The following is a 17339-nucleotide window of genomic DNA, read 5'->3' on the forward strand; positions in this document are numbered from 1 at the left end:
CTAGCCCCACTGGGTTGGTGCCCGAAAGTGGCTCTTCCCAGTGATCTGGCAGTTCCCAGCTTCGGGGTCTGCAGCGGCAGATCAGCGACGAAAGTGAGCGTAGCGAAGCTTTCCGCGCAGGTAAGGCATCATCCTGGGATGTCTGCCTCGACGACGGAAGCAGCTTCAAGCGCTTGCTGGAATTTCGCGGTGACGTCTCTACCGTTCTCAAATGCCTGCAACGTTCCTAGACGGAACCCGGTGGCATGCCTGGTCACCAGGCTTTCCACCTCGGCAACATCGAATTCTCGAGCCCACTGCAAGGCATTCGTTTTTCGATCAAAGCGCAGGCATACCGCGAGGTCGAAGTCCAGATCAGCAAAGGCAAAGATGCGTTGCGTATCGCGTGGAAGGGTACGTGTCTTGATCTGAATCCGTCGCTTCTGCCCATCGACAAGGTCGAAGGACTTGTTGCCCGGCGCCGTGAGGTGGCCTCCATAGACACGAAGTGCAAGGTACTCACCAAGTTCTCCGCCCAGATCGCTGTCCGTCTGGGTGATCCCGCGCCGTTTGAACTCGGCTCGCAGTGCTGCTTCCATCTTCAGCAGATCGTCAACGGTCCACCCGCTGAAGTCGATATTCCTCATAGGAGCAATTCTACGAACTCTCAGCGGGCCCGGGGTACGCCAGAGCAAGGGTAGGGACGGGGTTCAATTGGCCACCGGTTCGGGTCTGCTACACCCCGTCCTCGATGCTGGCCAGTTCGCGCCGACGCATCCTGGCGAAGAGCGAGTCGGGGCGGTCCAGCAGGGCGGCGGCGCTGCCCCGCTCGATGACTTCCCCGTCGGCGAGCACGATCACTTCGGCGAAATCCTGCAGCACACCGAGCTTGTGGCTGATCATCAGCAGCCCCATGCCCGCATCCACGCGGCGTGCCAGGGCCTGCATCACCAGGGTTTCGGTGTGCGTGTCCAGTGCGCTGGTGGCCTCGTCGAGGATCAGGAACTGCGGTTCGCGCAGCAGCGCCCGGGCCAGCACCAGACGCTGGCGCTGCCCGCCGGAGATCCGCGATCCGCGCTCCCCCAGCCGGGTGTCAAGCCCCTCACGCTGGGCGGCGAACCACTGGCCGAGCCCCAGCTCCTGCAGCACGCCGGCCAGCGTCGCATCGGTCATCCCGGTGCGTCCCAGGGTGAGGTTTTCGCGCAGGGTCCCGCGCACCAGCGAGTCGTCCTGCGCCACCAGCACCAGCGCGGTGCGCAGGTCACTCAGCGTCAGCTCGTCGATCGGCACCCCGTCCAGGAGCACGGTGCCGTGCGAATCGACGGCGCGCAGCAGCGCGGCGGCCAGCGTGGATTTGCCCGACCCGGATTCGCCCACCAACGCCACCCGTTCCCCGCGGCCCAGTTCCAGGTCCAGTGCGCGCAGCACGGTGCGGCCCTGACGCTGGACGCTCAGGTCCTGCACCTGCAGTCCGTCACCCGCGGCGCCCAGGGCGCGGGCGGCGCCCGGTTCGGCCACCGGCGGTTCGGCCAGGTGGTTTGCGTACAGGGTGCGGATGCTGTGCAGCGATTCCTGCAGCGAGCCGACGAACCCCTCCACACCGCGCACCGCCTCAAAGGAGGGGACGGTGAGCACCAGCAGCAGGATCAGTTCCCCACCCGGCACCCGGCCGAGCCCGGCGACCGCCACACCCAGCACGGCCAGCCACGGCACCACCGCGACCGCGCTGGCCCGCAGCCCGCGCACCCAGGAGGCCCGGCGCACCCCGCCGGGCAGCCGGCCGGCACGGCCCAGCCGGTCGGTCATCGCCGCCTGCGCGTGCAGGCTGAACACCGCTTCGGCCCCGGAAAGCGTGTCACCGATGGCGCGGGAGGTGCGGGCCCGGGCCGCGGCTTCGGCTCCCGCCGCGCGGCGCAGGCTGCCCAGCCCGAGCCACGGAACCAGCAGCCCCAGCACCAGGTAGCCGCCGAGCAGGATCAGACCGCTGGGCCCGTCCACCCCGAAGCCGACCAGCACGGCGACCAGCACGCTGGTCACCAGCGCGGCCACGGCCGGGGGCAGGGTGTGGGCGAAGAAGACCTCCACCCGGTCGATGTCGCGCACCGCCCGCTGCAGCATGCTGCCGCTGTGCGCGCCGGAGGCGAACGGGGCCTGGCGTTCATAGTCCGCGTAGACCTGGGTGCGCAGCCGGGCCAGCGCCAGGAACGCGACCTTGTGCCCCACGTACTGCTCCGCGTAGCGCAGCACCCCCTTGGCCAGGGCCAGGGCGATCAGCCAGCCGGCCAGCACCCCGTAGCCGGCCGCGGACCCGGGCAGCGCCAGCGCCAGCCCGCTGGCCCGGATGAGGCCGAGCCCGGCCACATAGTAGATGGCCAGGGCCACCAGCCGGGTCAGGCAGGCCAGCACGCTGGCCAGCAGCAGCGGGGCGACGATGTCCCGCGTGCTGGCCAGGATCCAGCGCACCGCGCCGGCCGTGGCGTGCGGGCGCTGCCCACGTGCGGGGGCCTGGTGGTGTTCGGTGCTCATCGTGCCCCTTTCGCTTCCCCGGCCCGCTGCCGGTACTGGCCCATCACCCGGTACAGGTAGCCGTCGGTGTCCTGCATCAAATCCTCACGCCGCCCGGCCTGCACCACCTGCCCGTCGTGCATCACCACCACCCGGTCATAGTCCGCCAGCAGGGAAAGCCGGTGGGTCACCGTGATCACGGTGCGCCCCTGCCCGGCGGTGCGCAGCAGCTGCAGCACCTGCTGTTCGGTGTGCACGTCCAGGGCGCTGGTCGGCTCATCGAGCAGCAGCACCGGACGCTCGGCCAGCAGGGCGCGGGCGATCGCCAGGCGCTGGCCCTGCCCGCCGGAGAGCCGCGCCCCGGCCTCCCCCAGCTGCAGGTCCAGCCCCTCGTCCAGCTCGTCAAACCAGGGCCCGAGCCCCACCTGGCGCAGCAGCCGCACCAGCTGTTCGTCCTCGGCGCGCGGGTCGGCCAGGAGCAGGTTCTCGCGCAGGCTCATCGCAAACAGCGCCGCCTGCTGCTCAACCACCGCGGTGTTCAGCCGCAGCGTGGCCGGGCCCAGCGCCTGGCGGGCATCATGCACGATGCCGGCGGTGGTCTCCAGCTGCCCGCTCAACACCCGCAGCAATGTGGACTTGCCGCTGCCCGACGCGCCGATCACCGCGGTGCGTGAACCGGGCGGGAAGCTGAGGTTCACGGCGCGGATCGCCTGCGGGTTCCGCTCATAGCCGGCGGCCAGGTCCTGCAGCTGCAGCCCGCTGGCGGACAGGTCCACCGGCACCGGGTGCAGCATCGCCGGGTGCGCCGGTTCGGCCAGCGCCTCGGCGATCTTCTCCTGCGCCGCCCGCCCGGTCATGCCGATGTAGAAGAAGCTGCCCACGTAGTTCACCGGGGCCAGCATCAGGAAGCTGAGCAGCACCAGCGCGGTGCCCTGTCCGGGGCTGAGCACCCCGGCGCCCACCCGCCACCAGGCCAGACCCGCCGCCGCGGCCAGCAGCAGCAGTGCGAAACTCGCGTCGATCACCAGCAGCAGCAGCTGGTTGCGCGCCAGCAGGCGCATCACCTGCACCCGCACCGCCTCCGCCGCGGCGGCGACCTTCGCCCCCATCCACAAGCTGGCGTTGTTCAGCTTCAGCATCCCCAGGTTGCGCAGCGCATCCATGAACACGGCCGCCAAAATCCCCTGCGAGCGCCGGTACTGGCCGGAGGAGGCCCGGAACAGCCGACCGAACCCGAACACCAGCAGCGGCACCAACAGCAACAGCACCCCCAGGACCGCGGCGCACAGCGGGTCCAGGGCGAGCGCCACAAAACCAAGCACCACGAACGGGGTGATCACCGCCGCCAGCGCCGGCCCGGTGAACCCGGCCCGGAAGCGCACCTTGCGGTCCACCGCGTCCATCGCCGTGTTCACCCGCTCCCCCTGCCCGCGCCGGCGCAGCCCCAGCGGCCCGATCGCCAGATAGTGCTCCAGCAGCTGGCGCCGGGTGCCCTCCAGCATCCGCTCGCTGGCCCGGTCGATGACCACCGGCACCAGCAGGGTTCCGGCCACCGCCAGCACCAGTGCGGTTCCGGCCATCATGAACCAGGACCCGGGCAGCGCCGGCGCCGCGGCCCCGCCGGCCGGGGCGTCCAACGCCGCGTCCACCGCCGCGCCCAGCAGCACGGCCAGCCAGGCCGTGGCCGCGCCGGAAAGCACCGAAAGCCCCACCACGATCCCGGTGGGTGAAGAAGTTCCCGCCAAATCCTTACGCACCCTCCCATCGTAGGCCGTCACGCCAGCGTCCCCGGGCCGGGCGCCGCGGCGGTCCAGCAGCCGGGCGCCGGGCGTCATCCAATTGCGCCCGCGCGCGGCGGTACACCACACTTGGAGCATGGAAACCACCGGCGAAGCACCCCGCCCCCACCAGATCACCCTGCGCTTCCTGGCCGCGCCCATGGATGTGGGCCTGTCCGGCACCGTCGAGGCCGGCACCGTGCTGGAGTGGGTGGACAAGGCCGCGTACGCCGCGGCCGTGGGCTGGGCCGCCAGCTACTGCGTCACCGCGTACGTGGGCAACATCCACTTCTCCGACCCGGTGGGCAGCGGGGATTTGGTGGAGGTCACCGCCAGCATCGTCTACACCGGCACCTCCTCCATGCACGTGCACACCGAGGTCTCCTTCCGCGACCCGCGCGGCGAGCGCACCGGCACCTCCACCACCTGCCTGGTGATCTTCGTGGCCGTGGACGAGCACGGCAAGCCGCGCCCGGTGCCCAGCTTCACCCCGCGCACCGAGCTGCAGACCCGGCGCCGGGACGACGCGCTGGCCCGGATCGGGATCCGCGACGCCATCGTGGAGGAAATGAAGGGCCAAAGCTACACGCAGGCCGGCACCGCCGAACGCATTACGCTGCGCTTCCTGGCCGAGCCGACGGACGTGAACTGGGGCGGGAAGGTGCACGGCGGGATCGTGATGAAGTGGATCGACACCGCCGCGGCGCTGTGCGCCTCGCGGTACTGCGGGCAGGACACCGTCGCGGTGTTCTCCGGCGGGATCCGCTTCTACCGGCCGCTGCGCATCGGGGACCTGGTGGAGGTCGAGGCCCGCCTGGTCTACACCGGGGTGAAGGGCATGCACATTGCGGTGCATGTGCGCTCCGGGGACCCCAAGGGCGGGCAGCTGAACCTGACCACCTACTGCCTGACGGTGATGGTGGCGCGCGACGCGACCGGAACCGCGGTGCCGGTGACCCCCTGGGTGCCGCGCTCCGCGGAGGACCGGGCGCTGTGGGAGCACGCCCGCACCCTGGTGCGCATCCGCGCCAACTCCCCCGGCGGCTACCGCCCGGGGCACCTGGAGCAGTCCGTGCCGGTGGGACGGCAGGCCTCCCGGTGAGCGCGCCCGACGAAACCCCGGCGGTGCCCGGCCCGTGGGTGAAGATCTGCGGGTTGTCCACCGCCGCCGATGTGGCGGTGGCAATCGAGCACGGGGCCGCGGCGCTGGGCTTTGTGCTCACCGATTCGCCGCGGCGCATCAGCCCGCAGCGGGCGGCCGAACTGGTGGCCGCGGTGCCCGAATCGGTGGCCAGCGTGGCGGTGGTGCGCCACGAGGACGTGGACACCGCGATCGACCGGGCGCGGGCGGCCGGGGTGGGGTGGATCCAGCTGCATGGGCAGCGCACCGCCGCCGAGGTGCGCCAGGTCCGCTCCGCCGGCTTCCAGGTGATCCGCGCGGTGCGGATGGATGACCCGCCGCAGATGTTCGAGGACTGGGGCGAGCAGCTGCTGCTGATCGACGCCGCCGTGCCCGGCAGCGGTGCGGCGTGGGACTACTCGCTGGTGCGCGAGGCCGCGGCCGGGCGGCGCTGGCTGGTGGCCGGGGGCCTGGATCCGCGCAACGTGGCCGCGGCGCTGGCCGCCTCGGGGGCGGCGGGGGCCGATGTCTCCTCCGGGGTGGAGTCCTCCCGCGGGGTCAAGGACCCGCAGCTGATCGCCCGCTTCCTGCACGCCGCCCACGGCCGGCACGAGGCCGGCGCCCCCGCCGCGGACTCACCGAACGGGGCCTGATCCGGCTCCGGCCCGCCGGGCGGCCAGATGATCCGCGCCGGCTTAGCCCACCCAGCTGTGCGGGGCCGGGCGGCGGGCCGAGGGCAGGGAGCTGTCCTCACGCCACTGGGTGATCCAGGCCGGGACCTGCCGGTCATCGGGCATGCTCACCCCGGCAGCGGCGAAGATCTGCTCATTGGGCACCGGACCGGACTTGGAGACCAGTCGGGTGGCGATGTAGCCGCGGGCATAGATCTCCCCGTCGACCACGATGCGCTGTTCAAAGTAGATGCACTTCTCATCGGCGCCCAGCACCTGGGTCTCCTGGGTGAACTTCACCCCGAGCTTCACCGACTTGCGGAAGGTGATCATCTCCGCCTGCACCACCGGGGTCCACTTGTTCCGGCGCAGCGCCGCCCACATCCCGGAGCGGAACATCAAATCAAAGCGGCCCAGGTCGAAGATCGAGAAGTACATGCCGTTGTTGATGTGCCCGGCGAAGTCGATGTCGGTCAGGGTGGCGCGCATCGGCACGCTGCCGGCATCCAGCATGCTCAGCTTCGGTCGGCGACGGCTGCTGAACAGCAGGATGAGGATACGGAAGATCATGTGCATACCGTCACATTACCGCCGGGTAACAATATCTTCCACCCCCGCCACCGCCGGGCACGACCTTTGGCGTAATCCTCCCGGCCCATCCGCCCCGCCCGGGCACCGGGTAAAGTGCGAAGCACCCCCGCCGGATGCTGCCCCAGGAGAAGGCCATGGCCCGACTCGCCGACCACGTGCACCGCCTGCTGCCCTCCCTGCCCCCGGCCGAATGGGAACGTCCGGCCCCCGCGCCGGCCTCCCTGCGCCGCGATGTGTGGGCCGGCTTGGGGTTCCTGGTGCTGGCGCTGTTCATGCAGGAACTGGTCCAGTCCCTCAGCGAACGCGAGGACGCGGTCAGCCGCGCCATCGCCTACCTGGTCATCGCCGGACTGGTGGCGCCCCTGCTGGTGCGCCGGCGCTGGCCGATCCTTGTCATGCTGAGTTCCTCGGCCGTGTTCATGCTCGCCGGGGTCGGGGACAGCGCGATTGTGGCCATGCAGCTGTGCGCCCAGCTGGCCTACTTCCTGGCGATCTACACGGCGGTCGCCTGGGCCCGCAACCGCCGCGCGCTGTGGACCGCGCTGGCCGTGGTGCTGCTGGCCATGGCGCTGTGGCTCGTGCTCTCCTTCTTCACCTCCGACCTGGCCACCGCCACCGGCCGGACCCTGGTCGAGGACCCCGCCGGGGCGTTCGACCCGCTGGGGGCACTGCCGCTGTACACCTTCCTGATCAACCTGCTCTACTTCGGCGGGGCCATCTTCCTGGGGCTGATCAGCTGGTCCAACGCCTACGCGAACCAGGTGGTCGGCGAACAGGCGGCCCGCATCGCCGCGCAGGCCGAGGAACTGGCCGCCCGGGCGGTCAGCGAGGAACGGCTGCGCATCGCCCGGGAACTGCACGACGTCATCGCCCACCACATCTCCTCGGTGGGAGTGCAGGCCTCCGCGGCCCGGCTGGTGCAGGACCGCGACCCGCAGCGCGCCACCGAGCTGCTGCGCGGCATCGAATCCTCCGCCCGCAGCGCCGTCAGCGAAACCCGCGCCCTGCTGGGGGTGCTGCGCGACCCCGCCCACCACACCCAGGCCCAGGCCCAGAGCCCGGAACTGGGCGATACCCGCCACCCCGAACCCTCCCTAGGGCAGCTGGGGAAGCTGATCACCCACAACGCCGGGCTGGGGCTGCAGGTGCAGCTGAGCGTCGCCGAACACCGCCCGGGCTTCCTTGCCACGCTGCCCCAGGGCCTGTCCCTGGCCCTGTACCGAATCAGCAGCGAGGCCCTGTCCAACGTGCGCCAGCACTCCACCGCCCGCACCGCCCGGCTCAGCCTGCGTTCGGGCCGCGACGCGCACGGGGACTGGGTGGAAACCGAAACCACCGATGCGGGCACCGCGCGCCCGGGCACCGCCGGATCCGGGTTTGGGCTGCGCGGCATCCGGGAACGGGCCGGCCTGCACCACGGGCAGGTGGAGATCGGGCCGCGCGCCGAACGCGGCTGGCGCACCCGCGCCCGGCTTCGGGTCCAGGCCCCCGCCGATTCGGCGACCGGCGCGGCCGCTGCCCCCGGTGCGGTCCCGGGCGGCGGGTCCGTCATGGATCCGGGCGCCGGCCCGGCGCGGCAGTAGGCTGAAGGCATGCCTGCTATCCGCGTGGTGATCGCCGATGACCAGCCCCTGATCGTCTCCAGCCTGCAGCTGATCCTGGAAACCGACCCGGGGATCAGCGTGGTGGGCACCGCCGGCACCGGGCGCCAGGCGATCGACACCGCCACCGCCCTGGAGCCGGACGTGGTGCTCATGGACATCCAGATGCCAGAACTCGACGGGATCGCCGCCACCGCCCAGCTGGCCGGCCAGACCGGCGCCAAGATCATCGTGCTGACCACCTTCAACCGCGACGACTACCTGTTCGACGCACTGCAGGCCGGCGCCAGCGGGTTCCTGCTGAAGAACGCCGAACCGGAAATGCTCATCCACGCGGTGCACCAGGTCGCGGCCGGGCACGGGCTGCTGGCCCCGGAGGTCACGCTGAAGCTGATCCGCCACCGGCTGCACCCCGCCGCCCACCCCGACCCGCTCCCGCCCACCGGCCCCGGCGCGCACCCCGCCGACGGCGGCGGCACCGCCGCGCCCCGCCCGGTTGCGGAGCAGGCGGTGCTGCAGCGGCTGACCGAACGCGAAACCCAGGTGCTGCGCGCCCTGGCCGGCGGGCAGAACAACCAGGAAATCGCCGCCCAGCTCGGGCTGAGCGAGGCCACGGTGAAAACCCACCTGTCCAACCTGCTGGCCAAGGCCGGGCTGCGCGACCGGGTCCAGGCGGTGCTCTTCGCCCACCGCGCCGGCCTCATCCAATAGTTTCATCCCTGCGCGTGAGCCGTGCCGGCCAAAGCCCACCTAGGCTGGAGGGCAGAACCCCCACCCCGCCCGCACGGCGCGGAACCCAGCCAAGGAGCCCACGTGCTTGAACTGCGAAACATCAGCCGGTCCTTCGCCGAGCACCAGGTGCTGCACGATGTCAGCTTCCAGGTGCCCGCCGGGTCCCTGACCGGCTTCGTCGGCGCGAACGGGGCCGGGAAGACCACCACGATGCGCATCATCATGGGGCTGCTGGCCGCCCACCACGGCACGGTCCGGCTCAACGGCGGCGATCTGGGCGCAGGCACCCGCCGCGGCTTTGGCTACATGCCCGAGGAGCGCGGCCTCTACCCGAAGCAGCCGGTCATCGACCAGCTGGTCTACCTCGGCTCCCTGCACGGCCTGGCCCGCTCCACCGCCCGGCAGCGGGCCATGGAACTGCTGGAACGCTTCGGCCTGGCCGAACGGGCCCGGGCCAAGCTCGAATCCCTGTCCCTGGGCAACCAGCAGCGCGTGCAGGTCACCGCCGCGCTGCTGCACGAACCGCAGGTGCTGGTGCTCGACGAACCGTTCAGCGGCCTGGACCCGCTGGCGGTGGACGCGATGAGCTCCATTCTGCGCGACTACGCCAACCGCGGGGTGCCGATCCTGTTCTCCAGCCACCAGCTGGACCTGCTGGAAAACCTCGTCGACCACCTGGTCATCATCCAGGACGGGCGCATCCTGGCCAACGACGCGGCCGGGGCCCTGCGCCGGCGCCACACCGACAAGCACCGGCTGGTGCTGGAGCACGACGCCGGCTGGCTGCGCGAGCACCCCGGGGTCACCGCCCTGGATGTTTCCGGGCCCGAGGCGCTGGTCAGCTTCGCCGACCCCCAGCTGGCCCAGCAGGTGCTCGCCGAGGCGATGCGCCGCGGCGCCGTCCACGAATTCGCCACCCACCGCCCCACCCTGGCCGACATCTACCGGGAGATCATCCGATGAGCACCACCCCCGCCTGGCTGACCGTGACCCTGCGCGAAGTCGAGACCAAGGTCCGCGACAAGGCGTTCATCATCTCCACCCTGATCACGGTCGGGCTGATCGTCGGCTCCATCGCGCTCTCCGGGTTCCTGGCCAACCGCACCAGCACCTACACGGTGGCCGGCGCCGACCAGCCCAGCCTGCAGGTGCTGGAGCACGCCCAGCAGACCCAGCCGCAGGACGTGGACCTCTCGGTGCAGAACCTGCCCGACGACCAGGCCCGCCAACAGGTGGAGGCCGGCACCCTGGACGCGGTGCTGCACTCCACCGGCCCCGGGAAGTTCACGCTCACCGGTGGCGAAGAGGTGCCCGCCAAGCTGCGCAGCCTGCTGGACACCTCCGTCGAGCAGGTGCTGACCGCCGAGCTGCTCAGCAGTGCCGGCATCGATCCGGGGCAGCTGCCGGCGGACACGGCGCTGAGCGTCACCCTGCTGCAGGGGGACGCCGAACGCAACTCGATGATCCAGGCCATGGCGTTCATCTTCTCCTTCCTGTTCTACATGGCCGCACTGATCTTCGGGATGCCGATCGCCAACTCCGTGATCGAGGAGAAGCAGAACCGGGTGGTGGAGATCCTGGCCAGCACGATCCGGCTGCGCGAACTGCTGGCCGGGAAGATCATCGGCAACGTCATCCTGGCCCTGGGCCAGCTGCTGTTGTTCCTCGGGGTGGGGCTGCTGGCCGCCTGGCTGGCCCCCATCGAGATCCCGTTCCTGGGCGTCGTCTTCCAGGTGGCGACCTGGTTCGTCGTGTTCTTCCTGGCCGGGTTCCTGGTGCTGGCCGGATGCTGGGCCGCGCTGGGTGCCCTGGCCACCCGCACCGAGGACCTGCAACAGTCCTCCGGGCCGGTGGTCACGGTGCTGATCGGCATCCTGTTCATCGGCCTCTACGCCAAGGGCACGGTGCTGGTGATCGCCTCCTACGTGCCGATCGTCTCCTCCGTGGCCATGCCCATCAGGCTGCTGACCGGGCAGGTGCCCTGGTTCGAGCCGGTGCTCTCACTGCTGGTGGCGCTCGCGTTCTGCTGGGTGGTGCTGGTGTTCGCGGAGAGGATCTACCGCCGCGCGGTGATGCACACCGGCGGGGCGCTGACCCTGCGCAAGGCGCTGAAGCTCGAGGAGTAGCCCGTCCCGGGCAGGGCCAAACCCAACGCCTGCACCCAACGCCTGCACCCAGCACCGGCACAGCCACGGGCGCTAGGCTGTTCGGTGGAGAATTTCCCGATCCCGCCCAGAACCCAAGGAGCCGACGGCCCGTGAGCCCTACCACCCGACGCGTGGACCTGCCCGCCAAGCACATCCTGATCTGGCTGGTGCTGCTGGCCGGGCTGATCGCCAACAGCATGCTCAGCCTGGTTCACCTCTCCTTCGGCGGCAGCGGCCTGCTGGTGGTGAGCCTGTGGGCGGTGCGCCTGGTCGTGCTCGGCACCTGCTGGCTGCTGCCGGCCCCACGCACCGCCAAGGCCTGGGGGCTCGGGTTGATCCTGGGGTTCCTGGTGCTCGACGCGCTGCTCAAGGCTCCGGTGCTTGGCCACATCGAATACGGGGACTGGTTCCTGGCCCGCGCCTTCGACCTGACCGGGCAGTACGCCGGCTACCTGGGCTTCTGCGGGTTCCTCTTCCCGCTGCTGCTGCTCACCGGCTGGTTCATCTTCCGCACCCGCCAACTGGCCGGCTGGCTGACCGGGTTCGCCGCCAGCCTGCTGCTGAGCTGGGCGATGCTGGCGGCCAGCAACTCCGAACAGGCCACCACCACGCTCTTCGTGCTGCTCGGGGTTGCCCGCTACGTGCTGCCGGCCTGGTTGGCGGCCGCCGCCGACGCGGTGGCCGCGCGCCGCGGGTTATCCACAAAACCCTAGCCCCCACCGGCGCCCGCTGGCCGGCGGGGCACACTGGGGACATGACCACCACGGAACTGGCCGCGAGCCTGAACGGGATGCAGCGGGTGCTGGCACAAGCCACCGGCAACGCCTCCCCGGTGGTGCCCGAAAACGACGGGACGCTGCTGCGTTCCCTGCTCACCCACGGCCGCCAGCTGCTCAGCTCCCTGCGGGAGGCGCTGGCCGCCACCACGGATCCCCGGCTGGCCCTGGAGCTGGCCACCGCGGCCCGGGAACTGCAAAATGAGGCCACGCGCATGTCCCTTACCGCCGCCGACCGGCTCGCGGCCACCAACGCCCACCTGCTGGATCCGGCCGAATACGAACAGCTGCGCACCACCCCCGCGGACACGACCCGCCCGGCCCGCCAGTGCAAGGGCCGGGCATCGTTCAAGAACACCGCCGAACTGCTGGCCGCCTGGCTGCGCATCCCCTACTCCCAGGCCAACAAGATGGTGCTGGACGCCGCCGACCTCATCGCCCGCCGCGACCCGTCGGGCAACCAGCTGCCCCCGCGCTTCAGCCACCTGGGCCAGCTGTTCAACGACCCCGGCCAGGACCCGCAGCAAGTGCGGGAAACCAGCGGCAAGCTCTCCCGCCACGAACCGAAGGACACCAGTTTCGAGGGTGCCAGCAGCGCCCCGACGCTGACCCACGAGGACGGGCGCAGCATCGAGGAACACGCCGCCGAGGTCCTGCGCCGGGGGCACACCCCACGGGAAACCGACCAGCTGGTGCGCACGCTGATCGGCCGCGCCGCCGCGAACCCGCAGAACAGCTCCCCCGCTGCCCTGCGCCGCGGCCTGTTCCGGCTGCCCACGAACAACCCGTTGGTGCGCGAATACCTGCTGCGCGTCTCCATCCTGGAGGCCGAACGGCTTGAATCGGCGATCGCCCAGGCCAACAACCCGCGCACCAATGCCGGGCAGGCGGCCCGCAGCACCGAGCGTCAGCTCGACGAACAGCAGGCGAACGCCGGGGCAGCTGACCGTCCGGACTTCCTGCCCGACGACGTGGATGACTCGGCCCGTTGGGAACCGGCGGCCCCGGGGCTGGAACCCACCCCACCGGAACGGGCGCTGAACGCGATCATGGACCTGCTCACCAGTTCCCCCACCGGCACCGGGCAACGCAAGACGATCCGCCCCGAAGCGGTCGTCTACCTGCAGCTGCAGGACCTGCGCGATCTGGCCTCGGCCCACGCGCAAACGGCCCACGGGCTGGACCTTCCGCCAGGAGAACTCAGGCGGCTGCTGTGCCAGGCCAACATCATTTCGGCCGTGCTGGGCGCCAAGAGCGAACTGCTGGACTACGGGCGAACCCAACGCCTGGTTCCGCTCTCGCTGCAGCGCGCGGTGTTGGCCCGGGACCGATGTTGCCTGGTGCCCGGGTGCACCGCGCCACCCTCCCAACTGCAGTTCCACCACATCAAACCGTGGTACCTCGGTGGGAAAACGGAGCTGGCCAATATCGGGCCGTTCTGCGACTCCGACCACCACGCGGTGGACAGCGGGCAGATCGAGGTGGTGGTGATCGACGGGCTGCCCTACGTGATCATGCCCAAGCACATCGATCCGGAACAAAAGCCGCAGCGCAACACCTACTGGAACCCGAACCCGTAGCCTCCCAGTGCCCGACGCGGCGGCGCTACGCCCTGGGTAGGCCAACGGCGCCGGGCCCAGTTTCCCTCAGGAAGCTGGGCCCGGCGCCGTGGCGGCTGACGCGGCCGGAGCCGGTCACACCGGATATTCAGTTAGCGCGCAAACCGCGGACTAGATGACACCGTCGCTTAGGGTGTTCGGGGTACCGAAACGGTGCGCGGTGATCGACACGGCCTGCTCGTGCAGGAACGGCAGCAGCTCAACGCGTCCGGCGGAGGTCACCGGCGAGGCGTAGATGGCCACATCCGGCTTGCCGTCGGTGGCCTCGGCGACCTCGGCCAGCGACCCGCCGATCAGGCGGATACGGGCGGCCGAGTCCGGGCCGGTCTTCCCGGCAAGGGCGGCGGCTCGCTGGGCGAAGGCCGCAGCGTCTTCGATGACCACGACCACGGAGTGCTCGGCCAGCAGTTCACGCACCCGGCGCGGCAGCTCCACCGCGCTGGAGAACGTCACGCGCGAGCCGGCGGTGACACCGGCGGCGACCACGCGCAGGGCCTCGGCGATGCCGTGGCCGCTGGTTTCGTTCTCATAGCGCACGGTCACATCCAGCGCACGGTAGCGCAGCAGGTTGCGTTCGGCCTGCAGGCCGGAGCGGTCCTTGGCCACGTTGAATTCGGTGGCCCACCAGTGCTGGTCGCTGCCCAGGGCGCCTTCCAGCCAGCTCGCGTCGGCGACTTCCAGGTCGGCGGCCTGCAGCAGGCGCTGCCCGAAGCTGGACAGCGGCGCCTTCTGGCTGACCGGGGCGTCGCTCCAGGTGCCCATCCCGATCAGGTAGTTCGGGCCGCCGGCCTTGGTGCCGGCACCAATCGCGGACTTCTTCCAGCCGCCGAAGGGCTGGCGCTGCACGATCGCACCGGTGATGCCGCGGTTGACGTACAGGTTGCCGGCCTGGATGTTTTCCAGCCAGTAGGCCAGTTCATCGGCGTCCAGCGAGTGCAGCCCGCTGGTCAGCCCGTAGTCGATCTCGTTGACCATGGCCACGGCTTCTTCCAGGGTTTCGGCGGTCATCACGCCGAGGATCGGGCCGAAGTACTCGGTCAGGTGGTATTCGCTGCCGCGCTTGACCCCGTAGCGCACGCCCGGGGAGTACAGCTTGCCCGAATCATCGAGCTCCTTGGGCTCCAAGGCCCAGCGCTCGCCCTCGCCCAGGGTGCTCAGCCCGCGCATCAGCTTCTCGCCGGGCTTGTCGATCACCGGGCCCATCTGGGATTCCGGGTTCCACGGGTAGCCGACGGTCAGCGACTTCACCGCGTCGACCAGCTGGCTGTTGAAGCGGCGGGATTCGGCGACCGAACCGACCAGGATCACCAGCGAGGAGGCCGAGCACTTCTGCCCGGCGTGCCCGAAGGCCGACTGCACGACGTCGCGCGCGGCCAGATCCAGGTCGGCGTGCGGGGTGACGATGATGGCGTTCTTCCCGGAGGTTTCGGCCAGCAGCGGCAGGTCCTTGCGGAAGGAGCGGAACAGTTCGGCGGTCTCGTAGCCGCCGGTGAGGATCAGGCGGTCCACGCGCGGGTCGCTGACCAGTTCACGGCCCAGGTCGCGCTCGGCCAGGAACACCAGCTGCAGCACGTCCTTGGGCACCCCGGCATCCCACAGCGCCTGCACCATGGTGGCGCCGATGCGGGCGGCCTGGCCGGCCGGCTTGATGATGACCGCCGAGCCGGAGGCCAGCGCGGAGAGGGTCGAGCCGGCGGGGATCGCCATCGGGAAGTTCCACGGCGGGGTCACCACGGTCAGCTTCGAGGGGGTGTAGCTCGCCCCGTCGACGTTCTCCAGCTCCAGGCCGCGCTGGGCGTAGTAGTGGGCGAAGTCGATCGCCTCGGAGACTTCCGGGTCGCCCTGGTCCAGGGTCTTGCCGCATTCGGAGCCCATGACCTCCAGCATCAGCCCGCGGCGCTCCTCGAAGAGCGCGCCGGCGCGGTGCAGGATCTCGGCGCGCTTGGCGGCGCCCATGGCCTGCCAGTCGGCGGCGGCGTCCACGCCCATGGCGATGGCCTCATCCAGTTCGGCGGAGGACTTCAGCGTGTTGGCCTTCACCGCGTCGGCGCCGACGGTGGAGTCCTTCATGCGTTCCAGGATGCCGCGCGCCCATTCGCGGTTCGCGGGCAAATCCGGGTCGGAGTCGGGGGTGTTGAAGAAGTCGCGGTCCCCGCTGATCAACCCGTCGACGGCGCTGGCCAGGGCCGGGTCGGCCTCCTGGCGGTTCTGCACCCGGTGCGGGCCCGGGACGGTGTCGCCCATGGCGTGCAGCGAGGCCAGGAAGCGCTGCTTCTCGCGCTCAAACAGTTCGCGGCTGGAATCCAGTTCGAAGACCGCGGACATGAAGTTTTCCTGGCTGGCGCCTTCCTCAAGGCGGCGGATCAGGTAGGCGATGGCCACGTCGAATTCCGCGGGGTGCACCACCGGCGTGTAGAGCAGCAGCTTGCCCACGTCGCGGCGCACCGCTTCGGCTTGGCCGGTGGCCATGCCCAGCAGCATCTCGAATTCGATGCCCTCGGTGACCCCGCGGGCCTTGGCCAGCAGCCAGGCCAGGGCGATGTCGAACAGGTTGTGTCCGGCGATGCCGATCTGCACATTGCCGATGTGGTCCGGGCGCAGCGCGTACTCCAGCACCTGCTTGTAGCTGGTGTCCGAGTCCTGCTTGCTGTGCCAGGTGGCCAGCGGCCAGCCGTGCAGGTCCGCCTCCATGGTTTCCATCGGCAGGTTCGCGCCCTTGACCACGCGCACCTTGATCGGGGCCCCGCCCTCGGCGACGCGGGCGGCGGCAAATTCCTGCAGCCCGATCATCGCGCCCAGCGCGTCGGGCAGGTAGGCCTGCAGCACGATGCCGGTGCGCAGGTCCTTGAAATCCTCGCGGGAGAGCAGCTTGGTGTAGACCGCAATGGTCAGCTCCAGGTCCTTGTACTCTTCCATGTCCAGGTTGATGAACTTCTTCGGCGAGGCGTTGTTGGCCTGGCGGTAGAGCGGCACCAGCTTCTCGACGATGTTCTCCACCGCTTCGTCGAAGGCCCAGTGGTTGTGCGGGGCGACGGTCGAGGAGACCTTGATCGAGACGTAGTCCACGTCATCGCGGGCCAGCAGCTTCTCGGTGCCGGAAATGCGGCGGGCGGCTTCGCCCTCACCCAGGATGTATTCGCCGAGCAGGTTGACGTTCAGGTCCACCCCTTCGCGGCGGATCTTGGAGATCGACTTGCCCAGCTTCGCATCGGAGGCGTCGATGATCAGGTGCCCGACCATTTCGCGCAGCACGCGCCGGGCGATCGGCACCACGATGCCGGGCATGACCGGGGCCATGGTCCCACCCAGGGCGACGGCCTTGCGCATGTACCAGGGCAGGAAGGAGGGCACCTTGGGGGCCAGCATCTTCAGGTTCGCGGCGGCCACCTTCAAGTCCTCGGGGCGGATGACCCCGTCAACGAATCCGACGGTGAAGTCCAGGCCGTTGGGGTCCTTCAGCACCCCGGCCAGGCGCGCGGCGGCGGCGTCGGCCGGGATTTCGGAGGCCTGCTGCAGCCAGCTCTTGACCAGTTCGATGGCCTCGTCGGCCAGTTCGGTTGGCTGGACGAGGGCACTGCCGTCGGCGGCCTGCGCCGGGGGAATGTTCTTGGGGATGTGGCTAGTGACTGACACGTTGCGCCTTTCCTAATGCTTCATCTGATTGGACCGGAGCACCAACGCATCTTTCGTTCTGGGACCGGCCGGGGACGGGTGGGTTCCGATGCGGCGTCTTGCTGCGAAAAAGCTGTGTGCACTAAGAGTATGGCCCTTAAATCAGTTCAGGAAAAGTGAACAAAACTTAACTATTCCATTCGGTTTT

The 17339-nt window shown here is 70.1% G+C and carries 13 protein-coding genes; 8 read left to right on the top strand and 5 right to left on the bottom strand.

Features of this window, described 5'->3' with window-relative positions; all coding sequences use genetic code 11:
* Window positions 1-128: 128 nt before the first annotated feature.
* The 3 genes from GcLGCM259_RS13935 to GcLGCM259_RS13945 all read right to left on the bottom strand — a co-directional run bounded on the left by GcLGCM259_RS13935 (window position 129) and on the right by GcLGCM259_RS13945 (window position 4241).
* Window positions 129-626, bottom strand: a complete 498-nt coding sequence (locus tag GcLGCM259_RS13935; RefSeq protein WP_054821573.1) for a DUF6998 domain-containing protein — start codon at window positions 624-626, stop codon at window positions 129-131.
* Between the two features lie 88 nt (window positions 627-714).
* Window positions 715-2505 carry an amino acid ABC transporter ATP-binding/permease protein gene (locus tag GcLGCM259_RS13940; protein WP_138926988.1) on the bottom strand — a complete coding sequence of 597 codons (1791 nt, stop codon included), beginning with the start codon at window positions 2503-2505 and terminating at the stop codon, window positions 715-717.
* Window positions 2502-4241 (bottom strand): ATP-binding cassette domain-containing protein, encoded by a 1740-nt coding sequence (locus GcLGCM259_RS13945; RefSeq protein ID WP_175419455.1) that lies wholly within the window; start codon window positions 4239-4241, stop codon window positions 2502-2504. Before GcLGCM259_RS13945 ends, GcLGCM259_RS13940 begins: the two co-directional genes overlap by 4 nt.
* Window positions 4242-4359: 118 nt before the next feature.
* Here GcLGCM259_RS13945 and GcLGCM259_RS13950 point away from each other — a divergent pair, with 118 nt between their 5' ends.
* Both GcLGCM259_RS13950 and GcLGCM259_RS13955 read left to right on the top strand, forming a co-directional pair.
* Window positions 4360-5364: an acyl-CoA thioesterase gene (locus GcLGCM259_RS13950; RefSeq protein ID WP_138926990.1), complete on the top strand. Its 1005-nt coding sequence runs from the start codon at window positions 4360-4362 to the stop codon at window positions 5362-5364.
* Window positions 5361-6035 carry a phosphoribosylanthranilate isomerase gene (locus GcLGCM259_RS13955; RefSeq protein WP_246049625.1) on the top strand — a complete coding sequence of 225 codons (675 nt, stop codon included), beginning with the start codon at window positions 5361-5363 and terminating at the stop codon, window positions 6033-6035. The genes GcLGCM259_RS13950 and GcLGCM259_RS13955 overlap by 4 nt, the downstream gene beginning before the upstream one ends.
* Window positions 6036-6077: 42 nt before the next feature.
* On the opposite strand, the gene GcLGCM259_RS13960 is transcribed toward GcLGCM259_RS13955, so the two are convergent.
* Complete coding sequence (locus GcLGCM259_RS13960) at window positions 6078-6629, bottom strand: thioesterase family protein (RefSeq protein WP_054822066.1); 552 nt, start codon at window positions 6627-6629, stop codon at window positions 6078-6080.
* Between the two features lie 149 nt (window positions 6630-6778).
* On the opposite strand from GcLGCM259_RS13960, the gene GcLGCM259_RS13965 reads away from it, so the two are divergent.
* From GcLGCM259_RS13965 to GcLGCM259_RS13990, 6 genes are all read left to right on the top strand, one after another.
* Window positions 6779-8227: a sensor histidine kinase gene (locus GcLGCM259_RS13965; RefSeq protein ID WP_175419456.1), complete on the top strand. Its 1449-nt coding sequence runs from the start codon at window positions 6779-6781 to the stop codon at window positions 8225-8227.
* Window positions 8228-8236: 9 nt separating this feature from the next.
* Window positions 8237-8956 carry a response regulator gene (locus GcLGCM259_RS13970; protein ID WP_138926992.1) on the top strand — a complete coding sequence of 240 codons (720 nt, stop codon included), beginning with the start codon at window positions 8237-8239 and terminating at the stop codon, window positions 8954-8956.
* Window positions 8957-9058: 102 nt separating this feature from the next.
* The gene (locus tag GcLGCM259_RS13975; protein ID WP_138926993.1) at window positions 9059-9940 is read left to right on the top strand and encodes an ABC transporter ATP-binding protein; all 882 of its coding nucleotides are present in this window, start codon (window positions 9059-9061) and stop codon (window positions 9938-9940) included.
* Window positions 9937-11103 carry an ABC transporter permease gene (locus tag GcLGCM259_RS13980; protein ID WP_138176067.1) on the top strand — a complete coding sequence of 389 codons (1167 nt, stop codon included), beginning with the start codon at window positions 9937-9939 and terminating at the stop codon, window positions 11101-11103. The genes GcLGCM259_RS13975 and GcLGCM259_RS13980 overlap by 4 nt, the downstream gene beginning before the upstream one ends.
* Window positions 11104-11234: 131 nt before the next feature.
* Window positions 11235-11837, top strand: a complete 603-nt coding sequence (locus GcLGCM259_RS13985) for a hypothetical protein (protein ID WP_138176065.1) — start codon at window positions 11235-11237, stop codon at window positions 11835-11837.
* Window positions 11838-11878: 41 nt separating this feature from the next.
* Window positions 11879-13480 (top strand): HNH endonuclease signature motif containing protein, encoded by a 1602-nt coding sequence (locus GcLGCM259_RS13990; protein ID WP_138176063.1) that lies wholly within the window; start codon window positions 11879-11881, stop codon window positions 13478-13480.
* Between the two features lie 150 nt (window positions 13481-13630).
* Here the strand turns inward: GcLGCM259_RS13990 and GcLGCM259_RS13995 are convergent, their stop codons facing one another.
* Window positions 13631-17134 (bottom strand): proline dehydrogenase family protein, encoded by a 3504-nt coding sequence (locus GcLGCM259_RS13995; protein WP_425459805.1) that lies wholly within the window; start codon window positions 17132-17134, stop codon window positions 13631-13633.
* Between the last annotated feature and the right edge of the window lie 205 nt (window positions 17135-17339).

This window comes from Glutamicibacter creatinolyticus (assembly GCF_006094275.1).
Taxonomy (GTDB): domain Bacteria; phylum Actinomycetota; class Actinomycetes; order Actinomycetales; family Micrococcaceae; genus Glutamicibacter; species Glutamicibacter creatinolyticus.